Genomic DNA, 15,804 nt, shown 5'->3' on the forward strand with positions numbered 1-15,804 from the left:
AGGATTAAGCTGAATGGCTTAGTCCTTTTTTCATTGTTCCCATTCCATGAGAAATGAGAATTCGTAGTTTAAAATGATGATAGCTTCTATAACCAAAAGCTATACGCTTGATAACTTTTATTTTATTATTTATACCTTCAATTACACCATTTGTATAATTAGTAGACATTAGATTTAGAATATAGGATTTATTCTTACGAATAGATTTAACTGATGTTTTCATATAAGCTGATATGTTTGGGTATTCTTGTTCAATTTGATCAAGAGTAGTTGTAAAGAGTTCTGGATTTTTGTTTTTAATACTATGTAAAAGGTCCTGATATAGTTCATATGTATCTCTAAGTTCCTTACTTTGATCTAGTAAATAATTTACAATATCTTCTTCACACATCATTTGTTTAAAACAATAAACTTTTCTATAATTTTTGATGTCTAATTTAGCCCGATCTTTCAATATAAGCTTCCAATAACGTTTAAACTTATTGTAGTTCTTTTTATCTTGATTCATAATTCTAACTCTAGTTTTATTTAATGAGCGAGAGATTAATTGAATAATATGGAATTTATCCATAACTATTTTAGCGTTAGGAAAGAGCATCTTTATAAGTTGAATGTAGGGCTTGTACATATCGATAACGATTAATTTTACACTTCTCCTTGCTTTTTTAGTGTATCGTTGGAAATATTTGATTAATGAATTTAAGCGTCTATCTTCAACGATATCAATTATGCTTCCATTATGAGCATCACAAAAAAGAAAAGACATAGCCCCTACTGATGATTTAACTGATTTAAATTCATCAAAACAAAGTTGTTCAGGTAAATAATTATAATTAGGCTTATGCACTTCATAGAAACTGTTTATAACACGATTTACAGTGGAATGTGATACATTATGTTCTTTGGCTAAATCACATTCAGAAATCTTATTAGAAGCTGCAAGAGCAACAGCTACTTTAGTATTATTAGATATATAACAATGCTGATTAACAATAGATGTCTTGAGAGTAAAGGTACTATTACAATGATGACATTTATAACGTTGTTTTTTAAGTTTTAAATAAGCATTCATATTAGATACTTTAGGTAAAGTTATTGTAGATGTCTTAAAGCCATGCTTTTCAAACTGGTTATCAAATACACAACCACATGAATAACAATATTGAGGCTGATATGTGAGAGTTCCATAATAGATTTGTGATCTAACACCCTTAATAATTTCTTCTGAGTAAAAGTTTTCATTAAAAGAAATATTTTCATCTTTTAAATTTAGTACTTTTACGATACAATTGTATTGAGACATATTTCCAATCCTTTCATTAGTGATTTCGTCGTTATTAATTGTATCAGGATATTGGAAATCTGTCTCATTTTTTTATGCAAATTAAATGGTGTGAGTTTATTACCCACACCAAATATTATAGAACCTTTTTTTATAAGAAATGGATGTACCTTTTGATAAAATAAAAAGAGATTGTTTATTTAGATTTTTATACCTGATTTTCATAAAATATAAGTTAATTAAATTAATTTTTTATGATAGATAATTTTGTTAAATATATTGTTATAAATTAACAATTTGATTAAACAACATTGACTATATTTCATGTATTTTAGTAGAAATTTGTGAATGGGTGGTTTATAATAAAATATTGGTTATAATAATGAAATTAAAAATGTATATTAGGAATATTTGAAGTAATAGAGGGTGATATTTTCAAAAGGAATAAATACTAATATGTCATAAAATAAGTAGTTTAACAAAAATGATATTACAAGGAGAATTAGAATGAACTATTTTAAAGAATCGTTAAAATTACATAAACAACTAAAAGGTAAGATAGAAGTTGTTTCTAGAATATCAAATTTAGATCAAGAAATGTTTTCACTCGCCTATACACCTGGTGTTGCAGAACCTTGTAGAGAAATTCAAAAAGATGTGAATAAAAGTTTTGAACTTACACGAAGATCAAATACAGTTGCTGTTGTTACAGATGGTACGGCCATTTTAGGACTTGGGGATATAGGACCTGAGGCTGGAATGCCTGTATTAGAAGGTAAAGCTCTTATTTTTAAAACCTTCGCTGATATTGATGCTATTCCCTTATGTATTCGTTCTAAAGACTCAGAGGAAATAATTCGTACCATTGAGCTTTTAGCAGGTAGTTTCGGTGGTGTTAATTTGGAAGATATTTCAGCACCTCGTTGTTTTGAAATTGAACGTCAGTTAAAAGAGCGTTGTGAAATTCCAATATTCCATGATGATCAACACGGAACGGCTATAGTAGTAGGTGCAGCTCTTATAAATGCCTTAAAATTGGTGACTAAAGAGATTGATAAAATCCGAGTTGTAATAAATGGAGCTGGTTCAGCAGGTATTGCAATCGCGAACTATCTCATGAAATTAGGGGTTGTAGATATTCTGATGTGTGACCGATTTGGGATTATCAGTGAAGGTATGAAAGAATTAAATTCTGCCCAAACAGAAATAAGCAAAAAAACAAATCATAATCATAAAAAAGGAATATTAAAGGATGCATTAGTTGATGCTGATGTGTTTATAGGTGTTTCAATTGGAAATGTGGTTACACAAGAGATGATTAAATTAATGGCTGATAAACCCATCGTATTTCCTCTAGCCAATCCAATACCTGAAATCTCTCGAGAAGATGCATTAGAAGCAGGTGCTGCAATTGTTGGTACCGGACGATCAGATTTTCCAAATCAAATTAATAATGCATTGGTATTTCCTGGGGTTTTCAGAGGTGCATTAGATGTACGAGCGAAAGATATTAATGATGAAATGATGCTAGCAGCAGGCTATGCTATCGCAAATTTTATTGATTCTGATGAATTAAGATCAGATTATATTATACCAAATGCTTTAAATAAAGACCTTCATCAGGCTATCGCAAAAGCAGTATCTGAAGCAGCTATAAAAAGTCAGGTGTCCCAAGTTAAATAAATGAATAATAATTATATTTTTTTAGAAGTATTTAGGTTAGTTTTTAGTATTGAGATATGGATAAATTATTAAAATCATCAAAATTGAATATAACATTAAACAACATGGTTCTTATTGAATCATGTTTTTTTCTAGATAATACTTAATAATTTTAAGGTTTATTGAAGATTATGTTTAGTATATAAACAAAAAGAAAGAGAATAAATGGATATCTAGTAATAATTAGTAAAGTATTCTATTCTTTATTATTTTACATAATTATGCAAATAATAAAAAATGAATATATATTTAAAATTAATATATTATTTGACAGAAATCGACAAAAAAATAAAAAAACGCTATCAATTTTATTGCATAGTAAAAATTAAAATGCTATAATACTATTACATTAGGCGTTACAAAATTTCATATGATGAGCATATGTAACATAGGAGGGGGTAAAATGAGTGCGAATAATCGAGAATTAATTAAGATTGCCTATTACTATTATAAAAAGGGATTAACCCAAGCAGAAATAGCAAAGAAAATGGTAATGTCTCGGCAACGAGTTAATAGATTACTGAAAAAAGCACTAAATGAAAATATTGTCCAAATTAACATTGTTGATGTCGATAAACATCATTTTGATTTAGAAACAAAACTAGAAGAGAAATACAATCTGAAACAAGCGATTGTTGTATCTTCAATCGATGAAAAAATGATTCCAGTGAGCCTAGGTGAAGCAACAGCTGAGTACTTAGATGATATTCTGGTTAAAGATGATGTAATTGGTGTAACTTGGGGAAGAACTTTATCTGAAGTTGCTAAAAAAATATCGTATAATCAACAATTGCAGTTACCTGTTATACAATTAGTGGGTGGTCTTGATATCGCATATTCATCATTAAGACCAGATGATATTACTCGAACGATTGCTGATAAATTAGGTGGAAAGCCTTATTTATTATATGCACCAGCTGTTGTTGAAAATAAAGAAACAAAAGAAGCAATGCTAAAAGATGAATCATTCAAAAAAATTATTAAAAATATGGAAAATTGTAATATTATACTTGCTGGTATTGGTGAGTTAAAGAGTGATACGACACTTTATGAAAGCAGATTTAATAACGAGCAATATAAAGAACATTTGATGCGTCATCAATGTGTTGGAGATATTGGATTTAGATGGTATGACATTGAAGGACGTGCAGTTGAACATGGTTTCAATGATCGAACCATTGGATACAATATTTTGAAAAACAAAGGTAATGCTTTAGTCATTGGAATTGCTGGAGGTCATAAAAAATATGAAGCAATCACAGGAGCTTTAAATGGGAAATATCTTGATGTCTTAATAACTGATAGTGAGATGGCAAATAAACTCATTGAAAAATAGCTTATAGGTTATAGAAATAATGTATGAAAGGAGGTAGTATATGTTGTTTCAAAAAGAACGAGAATTGGTAGTGGAATACGGTAAAAAGTTAATCGAAAAGAATTTAACCAAAGGTACTGGTGGTAATATAAGTGTGTTTATCAGAGATAAACAATTAATGGCAATATCACCAAGTGGAATCGATTATCTTAAAACACAACCCGAAGATGTTGTAATAATGGACCTTAAAGGAAATGTAGTAGATGGGAAACAAAAACCATCAAGTGAATATGATATGCATCGTATATTCTATGAAAATAGAGAAGACATAAATGCAGTTGTTCATTTACACGCAAATTATACAACCGTATTATCTTGTATGAACTGGGAATTACCCGCTGTTCATTACTTAGTTGCCATTTCTGGAGGAAAAAACGTAAGATGTGCTGAATACGCCACCTTTGGAACAAAAGAATTAGCTCAAAATGCATTTGAAGCAATGAAGGATCGTTATGCTGTTTTACTAGCTAATCATGGTCTTTTAACAGGAGCAAAGGATTTACCGAATGCCTTTAACAAAGCAGAAGAAATTGAGTATTGTGCAGAAATCTATTATAGAACGAAAACTTTAGGTGACCCTGTCATCCTATCAGATCAAGAAATGCATAAAATGTTAGGATTATTTCAAAGTTATGGACAAGTAAAAGAAAAAAATAAATAAAAGGAGCGAAAATAATGAAAAAAGGAAACTTCATCGGATTACTACCCTTAATCTTTTTCTTAGTACTGTATATGAGTACAGGAATCATTACAGGTAAATTTGATAGTATGCCATTGTTATTAGGATTTGTATTATCAGCTGGGTTTGCCTTATTACTTGATAAAAAAGGTGAAAAAACATCATTAAATGATAAGATTGATATCTTCGCTAAAGCAGGTGGAGATGGAACAATTATCTTAATGGTTGTTATCTTCTTATTAGCAGGTGCGTTTTATTCAATCGCAGATGCAATGGGTGCAGTTAATTCAACTGTAAATTTAGGATTAACATTCTTACCATCAAACATGATATTACCAGGATTATTCCTAGTTGGATGTGTATTATCATTCTCAATGGGAACATCAATGGGAACAATTACAGCATTAGGAACAATTGGTGTAGGAATCTCAACACAAACAGGAATTAGTTTACCATTAGTAATGGCTACAGTAGTAGGTAGTGCATTATTTGGTGATAACTTATCATTCATCTCAGATACTACAATCGCAGCAATTAGAACACAAGGTGTAGAATCAAGAGATAAGTTTAAAGCAAACTTAATGACAGTATTACCGGCAGTAATCATTACAGTAATCATCTTAACATTCTTATCAACTGGAAATGCAGAAGAGTTAGAAAGAGATTTCAACTTAGTAAGAACGCTTCCTTATGTAGCAATCATCGCTAGTGCATTACTTGGTGTAAACGTAATGGTAACATTAGGACTTGGAATTGGAACTGGAGCAGTTATCGGTTTAGCATATGGTGATTTCAATGTAGTAGAATTATTTGGTGTATTACAACGTGGTATGGGATGGATGGAAGACTTAGCAATCATCGCAATCATCGTTGGTGGATTAGTTGGACTAATGACTTATTATGGTGGAATTGATTTCTTATTAGAAAAAGTTACATCAAGAGTTAAGACGAAAAAAGGTGCGCAACTTGGAATGGCATCATTAGTAAGTTTAATTGACGTAGCAACAACAAATAATACAATAGCAATCCTTGCAGCAGGACCACTTGCAAAAGATTTATCAGAAGAATATGATATCGATCCAAAAAGAACAGCGAGTCTATTAGATGTATTCTCATCTGGTTTCCAAGGTATTACGCCTTATGCAGGACAATTATTAGTAGCAGCTGGAATTGCGGGAATTTCGCCAATGGAAATCGTACCATATTCATTCTATTCATTCTTAATGATTATATTTGGTTTAGTATTTATCTTCTTTGATATCTCAAAAATAACTAAAAAAAATAAATAATAAAATATAAAATAAATAATAAAATATAAAATAAATAATAAAATATAAAATAAATAATAAAATATAAAATAAATAATAAAATATAAAATATATAATAAAATATAAAATATATAATAAAATATAAAATATATAATAAAATACCCTCTTAGAATATTCTCAAACGTAAAAAATTATGTCTATAATAATTAAAAGGAGCGAGAAGGATGAAAAAAGGAAACTTCATCGGATTACTACCCTTAATCTTTTTCTTAGTACTGTATATGAGTACAGGAATCATTACAGGTAAATTTGATAGTATGCCATTATTATTAGGATTTGTATTATCAGCTGGATTTGCCTTATTACTTGATAAAAAAGGTGAAAAAACATCATTAAATGATAAGATTGATATCTTCGCTAAAGCAGGTGGAGATGGAACAATTATCTTAATGGTTGTTATCTTCTTATTAGCAGGTGCGTTTTATTCAATCGCAGATGCAATGGGTGCAGTTAATTCAACTGTAAATTTAGGATTAACATTCTTACCATCAAACATGATATTACCAGGATTATTCCTAGTTGGATGTGTATTATCATTCTCAATGGGAACATCAATGGGAACAATTACAGCATTAGGAACAATTGGTGTAGGAATCTCAACACAAACAGGAATTAGTTTACCATTAGTAATGGCAACAGTAGTAGGTAGTGCATTATTATTAACTGGTGATCACTTATCATCAGATACTACAATCGCAGCAATTAGAACACAAGGTGTAGAATCAAGAGATAAGTTTAAAGCAAACTTAATGACAGTATTACCGGCAGTAATCATTACAGTAATCATCTTAACATTCTTATCAACTGGAAATGCAGAAGAGTTAGAAAGAGATTTCAACTTAGTAAGAACGCTTCCTTATGTAGCTATCATCGCTAGTGCATTACTTGGTGTAAACGTAATGGTAACATTAGGACTTGGAATTGGAACTGGAGCAGTTATCGGTTTAGCATATGGTGATTTCAATGTAGTAGAATTATTTGGTGTATTACAACGTGGTATGGGATGGATGGAAGACTTAGCAATCATCGCAATCATCGTTGGTGGATTAGTTGGACTAATGACTTATTATGGTGGAATTGATTTCTTATTAGAAAAAGTTACATCAAGAGTTAAGACGAAAAAAGGTGCGCAACTTGGAATGGCATCATTAGTAAGTTTAATTGACGTAGCAACAACAAATAATACAATTGCAATCCTTGCAGCAGGACCACTTGCAAAAGATTTATCAGAAGAATATGATATCGATCCCAAAAGAACAGCGAGTCTATTAGATGTATTCTCATCTGGTTTCCAAGGTATTACGCCTTATGCAGGACAATTATTAGTAGCAGCTGGAATTGCGGGAATTTCGCCAATGGAAATCGTACCATATTCATTCTATTCATTCTTAATGATTATATTTGGTTTAGTATTTATCTTCTTTGATATCTCAAAAATAACTAAAAAAAAATAAGTAAACACAAAATAAATATTTAGGGTAAAGAGCTAGAAGTTATCGAGTTTCTAGCTCTTCCCCTTTAAATTTAAAGAAAGGATTGACAAAAATGATTCGACAAGATCAAAATTTAGCATTTATGCTTCAATATGAAAATGTTGCTTGGTATGAGAATGCTTCTGTAAGAATACTAGACAGAAGGGTTTATCCAACTGAAGTAAAATTCGTTACTTGTCATACACACCAAGAAGTAGCAAAGGCAATAACAGACATGGTTACACAAAGTGCAGGACCTTATACAGCAGCTGGAATGGGAATGGCCTTAGCTGCTTATGAGTGTAGAAATTTATCAAAACAAGACCAAGTGACATATTTAGAAAAAGCAGCCTATACATTAGCAAATGCAAGACCAACAACAGCAAATAGAATGACATTAGTAACAAAAGGATGTTTAAAAGCAGCTTATAATGCATTAGAAAAAGGTGAAAAAGTTGATTTAGCGATTTTTAATCATACGATTAATTCATTAAATAACCGCTATTCAAGAATTAACACTGTAGCAAAATATTTAGTTGATATGTTTCCACAAAATGGTCATGTTATGACTCAATGTTTTGGAGAAACTATTGTTGGTATGATGCTTAAAGAAGCAAATATACAAAATAAGAATATTAAATTATTCGTTCCAGAAACAAGACCTTATTTACAAGGAGCTAGACTAACGGCTAGTGTTGCTTATGACCAAGGAATTGATACAACAGTTATAACAGATAATATGGCAGCATTCACTATGAAAACAAAACACATAGATGTATTTACCTCAGCAGCAGATTCAATTTGTTTAGATGGACATATCGTTAATAAAATTGGAACATTACAAATCGCAATTGTAGCTAAGAATTTTGGGGTACCATATTTTGTAACAGGTATACCTGATAAAGATTATCAAACAATTTCACAAGTAAAAATAGAAGAAAGAGATCCTAACTTAGCATTAGAATGTAGAGGAATTAAAAATACGATGGAAGGTGTTAAAGGATATTATCCATCATTTGATATTACACCTCCTCATTTAATTAGTGGAGTCGTGACAGATAAGGGAATTTATAGTCCCTATGATTTACATAGATATTTTGATACAAAAGTAGAAGACTATTATTAAAATAAGATTTTTAAAGGAGTGTATAAAAATTGTCTAAATTTAATAAACACTTTCGCATGGAAATTGAAGATGCTATTCTTTATGCAAAAGAAAAATTATCTATCTTTAACCAAGATGCAAAATTAAACGCAGTTGAGATTGGTGATGGAAATATTAATTACGTTTTTAAGGTTTGGGATGAAAATACAAAGCAATCCGTTGTTATTAAACAAGCGGATACGCTTCTTCGTTCATCTGGTAGACCACTTGACGTTGATAGAAACCGAATTGAAGCAGAAGTATTGATGCTTCAAGAAAAGTTAGCTACAGGATTAGTTCCAAAAATATATAAATATGATCCAGTAATGTGTGCTGTATCTATGGAAGATATATCTGACCATAGTAATTTACGTAAAGTCTTACTAGAAAGAAAAACCTATCCAACTTTAGCTGATGATATTACCACATTTATTGTTAACACACTTCTACCAACAACTGATTTAGTCATGGATTCAGGAGAAAAAAAGGATAATGTTAAAAAATATATTAACAAAGACCTTTGTAAGATTTCAGAAGATTTAGTTTTTACTGAACCATATATTGACTATAAAGGTCGTAATATTGTCTTAGATGAAAATATGGAGTTTGTTCGTAAAGAATTATACGAAGATAAAAAGTTAATTCTTGAAGCTGGAAAATTGAAAAATCAATTTATGAACAATGCACAAGCGTTAGTTCATGGGGATTTACATTCAGGTTCAATCTTTGTAAAAGAAAATTCTACTATCGTACTAGATCCAGAGTTTGCTTTTTATGGTCCAATGGGTTATGACCTAGGAAATGTAATTGGTAATTTATTTTTCGCTTGGGCAAATGCTTGTGTAACAGCTGATGCAAATGAAACTTTAGAATTTACTAATTGGATTTCAGAAACAATTGACAATATTGTTACGCTATTTAAAGAAAAATTTATTAAACTTTACAAAGAGACTGTCACAGATGTAATGGCAAAAGAAGAATTATATATGCATTGGTATTTAGATACAATTCTAGCAGATACAGCAGGTCTTGCTGGTACTGAAATGCTTAGACGTGTTGTAGGTGATTCAAAAGTAGCTGACGTTACAAGTATTAAAGATATTGAGGCTAGAGTTAAAGCAGAACGTCTATTAATTCGTGCTGCGAAAACCTTTATTTTAGAAAGAGAAAACATTAAGTATGGAAAACAATATGTAGATATCTTTAAAAGTAACATTTAAGGAGAGATATAAATTGAATAGCTTTTATTACTATAATCCAACAAAACTTGTTTTTGGTACAGATTCTGTATCTAAAACAGTGGATAACTTTCAAAATTATAAAAAAATAGCATTGGTACACTATGGTGTAGATATTTTAAAAAAAGCAGGTCTATCAGGACTATACGATCAAGTTGTTGAATTATTAAAGAAAAACAATAAAGAATTTGTTGAAATATCTGGTGTTAAACCAAATCCAAGTATTGATCTTGTTCGTGAAGGGGTCAATATGTGTAAGGAACAAAATATTGACTTTATTCTTGCGATTGGTGGTGGAAGTGTTATTGACTCTGCAAAAGCAATCGCAGCAGGTGTTTTCTATGAAAATGATCCTTGGGATTTGTTCACACAAGATATTAATTTGGAAAAAGCTTTACCAATAGGTGTAATTCTTACAATTCCAGCAACAGGAAGCGAAAGTAGTTCAGCAACAATTATAGATAACGAAGAAACACAACAAAAACTAGGATTAGAAAGTGATCTATTAAGACCACAATTTGCGATATTAAATCCAGAACTAACCTTGACATTACCAAGTAGACATACTTTTGCTGGAATTGTTGATATCTTATCTCATGTAATTGAAAGATATTTTACAAATACAACAAATGTACATTTAACTGATCACTTATGTGAAGGAGCTATGAAATCAGTTATTGATAATGCTTATATATTACTTGATGAACCTAATAATCTTGCAGCAAGATCTGAAATTATGGTAAGTGGAACGATTGCTCATTCAGGAATTCTTGGATTAGGAAGAGAAGAAGATTGGGCAAGTCACCGTATTGGTCATGAATTAACTGCAATCTATGGAACTACTCATGGGGTGACTTTATCGATTATCATGCCTGCATGGATGAGATATGTGTACAAAAACAATATTATGCGTTTTGTTCGTTTTGCTCAAAAGGTATTTAATATAGAAAACACTACTTTAACAAATGAAGAAATTGCATTATTAGGAATTGAGAAATTTGAACAATTCTTAAAGGATGTTCATATGCCAACTACTTTAAAGGAAGAAAATATTCCTTATGATGAATTCAATAAAATGGCAGAAAAATGTTGCGGTTCAAATACAGTGGGTCGATTCACTAAACTATCACAAGAAGATGTGATAAAAATATTTGAACTTGCAAAATGATGAAATAACCTTTCCCTATTCCTTTCTCTCTCTATATATATTTTATTAAAATACCTACATTTATAGTGTAGGTATTTTAATCATATAGTCATTGTAAAATTTTAAAAAAGACAAATTGATTGAAATAAAATCGATTTGTCCCTTTTAATTTTGTTTATAATTAAATAATATTCCTAATGACATTTCCTTAAATATTATGTAAAAGAGTATAAATTTGACTGCTAATTAAGATAATATATTAAGAGGTGGATTATATGTTTAGGACAATATTTAGGAAATTTAATTATCTAAGATTGAATTCTATAAATAACTCTTCTAATAATGACGCCCCCAAAAAGGAAAATATTCCAAAATCTATAAAAGTGGTTAAAGAAAAATTAACTCAAACCTTTTCTGAATGTAGTGATTTTGTTATTCGAGAACTTGATATAGGTGAAAAAAGGGATTTAAGAGTTATTTTAGCCTATATAGATGGTCTAGTAAGAAAAGAAATAGTAGATACAGAACTCTTAAAAACAATACTAATAGACTCAAGACTCACGAACTTAAATCAAGAATTTAATAAGGAAAGCACACTTGTAATTTTAAAAGAAAATCTATTGGCCATAAGTGGGATTAGTGATATTGATGATTTTAATGAAAGTATCCAAAGTATTCTTTCTGGAGATACGATTCTTTATATAGACGGAAATAAAAAAGCATTAAAAGCAGATACAAGAGCTTTTGAATCTAGAGGAGTAGAGGAGCCAGATACTGAATCAGTTGTTCGAGGACCTCGTGAAGGGTTTACTGAATCAATTAGGTTAAATTCAGCATTGATCCGTAGGAAAGTAAAAAACGTCAATCTTAAATTTGAAACAATGACATTGGGGAAACAGACCAATACTGATGTCATGATATGTTATATAAAAGGGATTGCTCATGAAGATGTAATTGAAACAGTAAAAAGAAGATTAAAGAAGATTAATACTGATGCTATTCTTGAGTCAGGCTATATTGAAGAATTTATTGAAGATGCACCTTACTCTATTTTTCCAACAGTTGGTAATACAGAAAAACCTGATGTAACTGCTGGAAAATTATTGGAAGGTAGGGTGGCCATTTTATGTGATGGAACCCCTTTTGTCCTCACAGTTCCCTACTTGTTTGTTGAAACAATACAAGCAAGTGAAGACTATTACTCACGATTTATTTTCTCATCTTTCTTAAGAATTATAAGAGTATTAGCGTTGATATTATCAACATTAACTCCAGCAGTATATGTTGCTTTAATTTCTTTTCATCATGATATTATTCCTGAGAAATTGATGTTAACTATCGCTGCATCAAGAGAAGGTGTTCCTTTTTCTACCTTTGTTGAAGCACTATTAATGATTTTAGCATTTGAAATGTTAAGAGAAGCAGGTGTCAGAATGCCTAGACCAGTTGGTCAAGCAGTAAGTATAGTAGGTGCATTAGTACTAGGACAGCAAGCTGTTGAGGCAGGACTAGTAAGTAATTTGATGGTTATTGTAATTGCATTAACTGCTATTACTAGTTTTATTGTTCCTCCTATGGGTGGTACAATTCCTTTCTTAAGATATGCTTTGCTAGGAGCAGCTAATATATTAGGATTTATGGGTCTTTTTCTAGTAGGTGAAGTTATTTTAATCTATTTATGTTCATTAAGATCCTTTGGTGTACCCTACATGGCTCCATTTTCACCATTATATGGGATGGACTTAAAAGATACATTTATAAGAGTACCTACTTGGGCGATGTTTAAAAGACCAAAATCTTTAACAGCAAATAAAAATGGAGATAATTCATATAGGATGAAAGTTAATATTAGAAAGAAGGAAGATTAATACGTTTATGAAACATTGTATTAAAAGGTATCTATTATTACCAATTTTTTGTATGATTTTAATATGTCTAACGGGATGTTGGGATAACAGAGATATAACAGAATTAAGTGTTGTTTCTGCAGTAGGTATTGATAAAACGGATGACGATCAAATTGAAGTGACGATTCAAATAATCAAAATTGGAACTGTGAAAGCAAAAGAACAAGGTAGTAGTGATGAGGCATATTGGTCTATTTCTAAAACAGGTAATACTATCTTTGAAGCACTAAGAAATATATTAACTACTGTAGATCGTAAACCATTTTATACTTATAATGAATTGATTGTTATTGGTGAAGATATCGCAAAAGAAGGGATAATGGAAGTACTTGATTTCTTTGAGAGGGACCATGAAAATAGACGACAGGCACTCGTTCTAATAGCTAAAGGATTATCAGCGAAAGAAGTATTAAATGCTAAAACTGAGTTATCAACAATACCATCATTACATTTATTGGAAGTAATAAGAAACTCGCAAGCATCAACTAAAATAATTGAAGTCGAACTTTTTGATCTTTTAAGAGATGTTTGTCATCCAGGAAAAAATGCTGTTGTTGGTATTATTGAAAAAATAGATAATGAAAAAGAAGAGTTAAAAATAAAAAATTTAAGAGTTGCTGGTGGAGCAGTTTTTACGAAAGATAAATTACAAGCTTGGTTAAAACCAAAAGATACGATAGGTTATCTTATAATAACTAATGAATTGAAAAATGGTATTATCAATATACCGGATCCAACTGATGAAAATAAATTAGTATCTGTTGAATTGAAACGGGTAAAAAACAAAATAGAGGTAAAATTTAAGGATAACAAACCAACATTTTTATTGGAAATCAAGGCAGCAGGAAACATAGGTGAACAGCAAAGTACTAGTGATTTAACAACAAAAGAAATGGTCAAAAAATTAGATAAAGAAATAGAAAAATTGATTGAGGATGAATTAAAAAAAATAATAAAATTGGCACAAGAAGAGTTAGAAAATGATATTTTTGGTTTAGGTGCGATTGTCCATATGAAAAATTTAAATTATTGGAAGAAAGTTGAGAATGATTGGGATAGTGTATTTAGCGAAACACAAATTGAAATAAAGGTAGATGCAAAACTTAAAGCACCAGGAACAGTAAAGAAAGCTCTAGAACCAAAATAAAGAGGTGAACAAATATGGTTGTTGCTCTTATTGGCGTATTTTTATTAGTGATTATTATTGATATATCGGGATTAATGAAAACAAATCAACGACTGAAAACAATGATTGTTTATTTCACATTGTTAACTTTGGGATTTATTATTAGTTTATTACAGGTAATTGACAAAAAACCCGTAAGTCCATCAATAATTATTGAGAAGATTGTAAAATATTTTATAGCAAGGTGATAGGATGTTAGATAAAGTAAAGATATCTAGTACTCAACTATCTTTAGTAATCATCGGATTTATATTTAGTGAATCTATTATATCTAATCCTGCAATTGCTACAGGTTCGGATGCTTGGTTGGTTATTATACTTAGTTTAATTAGCGGAATTGTGTTGATTGCGATCTATTCTTATATATCTATTCTGAACCCTGGGAAAACACTTATCGATATTTTGATAGATGTGTTTGGTAAGATAGGGGGTAACATTATAGCTGTGCTTTATATATGGTATTTTATTCATCTTATGTCTTTAGTTTTAAGAAAATATTTGGATTTTATATCATCTACTATATATACTCAAACACCAATAGTTTTTGTAGCAATTATTTTAATGGTAATAACCGCTTATCGTGTAAAAAGTGGTATAGAAGTGATGGTAAGAGTTGCTGAAATTTGGACTCCAATCATGATTTTTATCGCAATTCTCTTGTTTTTTGCATTAATCAGTAAGTATGATATCAATTATTTTTTTCCTTTTTTAGAAAATGGAATTAAGCCAGTCCTAATGGCCTCTTTTAACATGATGGCTTTTCCTTATGGAGAATTGGTTGTGTTTTTAATGATTTTTCCTCATTTGAATAAACATAAGAATATCTTTAAGGTAGCTAGCATTTCCACCATTTTTGCTGCCTTTCTAATGTTGTTAGTGACAGTAAGAATTATCATGGTTTTAGGACCTATCATGATGGGAAGAATTTCTTACCCTAACTTTATAAGCGCAAAGTTTGTGCCAGATATTCATATAGAGGTTTTTATAGCGATAAACGTTCTATTAGGAGGGGCAACGAAAGCTTGTATAATATTATATTCTATAGTTATGGGAATATCTCAACTTTTCAAACTTGATGATTATAAACCACTTGTCATGCCTAGTACAGTCATCGTGATTGCTATAACATTATGGTTGTTCGATAGTATGTATGAACATCTAAGTTGGGGAAAAGAAATATATCCATACTATGCACTTCCTTTTCAAGTTATTATACCGATTTATATATTATTTATCATAATAATAAAAAACAAAATGAAGTTATCAAAATAACTTGATTCCATACTACTTTATATAAATATAAAGTATTTGGTTTAGTAAAGAA

13 protein-coding genes are annotated in these 15,804 nt (G+C 30.3%); 12 read left to right on the forward strand and 1 reads right to left on the reverse strand.

Features of this window, described 5'->3' with window-relative positions; translation table 11 throughout:
* Window positions 1-4: 4 nt before the first annotated feature.
* A complete protein-coding gene (locus KHQ81_01290; protein QVK18379.1) occupies window positions 5-1,303 on the reverse strand; it encodes an ISL3 family transposase in 1,299 nt (432 codons plus the stop codon).
* A 486-nt stretch (window positions 1,304-1,789) separates the two neighbouring features.
* On the opposite strand from KHQ81_01290, the gene KHQ81_01295 reads away from it, so the two are divergent.
* From KHQ81_01295 to KHQ81_01350, 12 genes are all read left to right on the forward strand, one after another.
* On the forward strand, window positions 1,790-2,965 hold the full coding sequence (locus tag KHQ81_01295) for an NADP-dependent malic enzyme (GenBank protein ID QVK18380.1): 1,176 nt from the start codon (window positions 1,790-1,792) through the stop codon (window positions 2,963-2,965).
* A 442-nt stretch (window positions 2,966-3,407) separates the two neighbouring features.
* Entirely contained in the window at window positions 3,408-4,340 is a 933-nt protein-coding gene (locus KHQ81_01300; GenBank protein QVK18381.1) for a sugar-binding transcriptional regulator, read from the forward strand.
* Window positions 4,341-4,380: 40 nt separating this feature from the next.
* Entirely contained in the window at window positions 4,381-5,040 is a 660-nt protein-coding gene (locus KHQ81_01305; protein QVK18382.1) for an L-fuculose-phosphate aldolase, read from the forward strand.
* Between the two features lie 11 nt (window positions 5,041-5,051).
* Complete coding sequence (locus KHQ81_01310; GenBank protein QVK19519.1) at window positions 5,052-6,347, forward strand: Na+/H+ antiporter NhaC family protein; 1,296 nt, start codon at window positions 5,052-5,054, stop codon at window positions 6,345-6,347.
* 203 nt (window positions 6,348-6,550) lie between these two features.
* Entirely contained in the window at window positions 6,551-7,840 is a 1,290-nt protein-coding gene (locus tag KHQ81_01315; protein ID QVK18383.1) for a Na+/H+ antiporter NhaC family protein, read from the forward strand.
* Between the two features lie 91 nt (window positions 7,841-7,931).
* Entirely contained in the window at window positions 7,932-8,984 is a 1,053-nt protein-coding gene (locus KHQ81_01320) for an S-methyl-5-thioribose-1-phosphate isomerase (protein ID QVK18384.1), read from the forward strand.
* Between the two features lie 29 nt (window positions 8,985-9,013).
* Window positions 9,014-10,222, forward strand: coding sequence for an S-methyl-5-thioribose kinase (locus tag KHQ81_01325; GenBank protein ID QVK18385.1), 1,209 nt, complete (start codon window positions 9,014-9,016; stop codon window positions 10,220-10,222).
* 13 nt (window positions 10,223-10,235) lie between these two features.
* Window positions 10,236-11,408: an iron-containing alcohol dehydrogenase gene (locus KHQ81_01330; protein QVK18386.1), complete on the forward strand. Its 1,173-nt coding sequence runs from the start codon at window positions 10,236-10,238 to the stop codon at window positions 11,406-11,408.
* 254 nt (window positions 11,409-11,662) lie between these two features.
* On the forward strand, window positions 11,663-13,255 hold the full coding sequence (locus KHQ81_01335) for a spore germination protein (protein ID QVK18387.1): 1,593 nt from the start codon (window positions 11,663-11,665) through the stop codon (window positions 13,253-13,255).
* Window positions 13,256-13,262: 7 nt separating this feature from the next.
* Window positions 13,263-14,441: a Ger(x)C family spore germination protein gene (locus KHQ81_01340; protein QVK18388.1), complete on the forward strand. Its 1,179-nt coding sequence runs from the start codon at window positions 13,263-13,265 to the stop codon at window positions 14,439-14,441.
* A 14-nt stretch (window positions 14,442-14,455) separates the two neighbouring features.
* Window positions 14,456-14,668, forward strand: a complete 213-nt coding sequence (locus tag KHQ81_01345) for a hypothetical protein (protein QVK18389.1) — start codon at window positions 14,456-14,458, stop codon at window positions 14,666-14,668.
* Between the two features lie 4 nt (window positions 14,669-14,672).
* The gene (locus tag KHQ81_01350) at window positions 14,673-15,752 is read left to right on the forward strand and encodes an endospore germination permease (protein ID QVK18390.1); all 1,080 of its coding nucleotides are present in this window, start codon (window positions 14,673-14,675) and stop codon (window positions 15,750-15,752) included.
* Window positions 15,753-15,804: the final 52 nt, after the last annotated feature.

Source organism: Mycoplasmatota bacterium, from assembly GCA_018394295.1.
GTDB lineage: Bacteria > Bacillota_I > Bacilli_A > Haloplasmatales > Haloplasmataceae > JAENYC01.

Excerpts from the sequence above, each read along its gene's own strand:
- KHQ81_01290 (QVK18379.1), bottom strand. The coding sequence starts at position 1,303 with ATGTCTCAATACAATTGTATCGTAAAAGTACTAAATTTAAAAGATGAA.
- KHQ81_01295 (QVK18380.1), top strand. The coding sequence starts at position 1,790 with ATGAACTATTTTAAAGAATCGTTAAAATTACATAAACAACTAAAAGGT.
- KHQ81_01300 (QVK18381.1), top strand. The coding sequence starts at position 3,408 with ATGAGTGCGAATAATCGAGAATTAATTAAGATTGCCTATTACTATTAT.
- KHQ81_01305 (QVK18382.1), top strand. The coding sequence starts at position 4,381 with ATGTTGTTTCAAAAAGAACGAGAATTGGTAGTGGAATACGGTAAAAAG.
- KHQ81_01315 (QVK18383.1), top strand. The coding sequence starts at position 6,551 with ATGAAAAAAGGAAACTTCATCGGATTACTACCCTTAATCTTTTTCTTA.
- KHQ81_01320 (QVK18384.1), top strand. The coding sequence starts at position 7,932 with ATGATTCGACAAGATCAAAATTTAGCATTTATGCTTCAATATGAAAAT.
- KHQ81_01335 (QVK18387.1), top strand. The coding sequence starts at position 11,663 with ATGTTTAGGACAATATTTAGGAAATTTAATTATCTAAGATTGAATTCT.
- KHQ81_01340 (QVK18388.1), top strand. The coding sequence starts at position 13,263 with ATGAAACATTGTATTAAAAGGTATCTATTATTACCAATTTTTTGTATG.
- KHQ81_01345 (QVK18389.1), top strand. The coding sequence starts at position 14,456 with ATGGTTGTTGCTCTTATTGGCGTATTTTTATTAGTGATTATTATTGAT.
- KHQ81_01350 (QVK18390.1), top strand. The coding sequence starts at position 14,673 with ATGTTAGATAAAGTAAAGATATCTAGTACTCAACTATCTTTAGTAATC.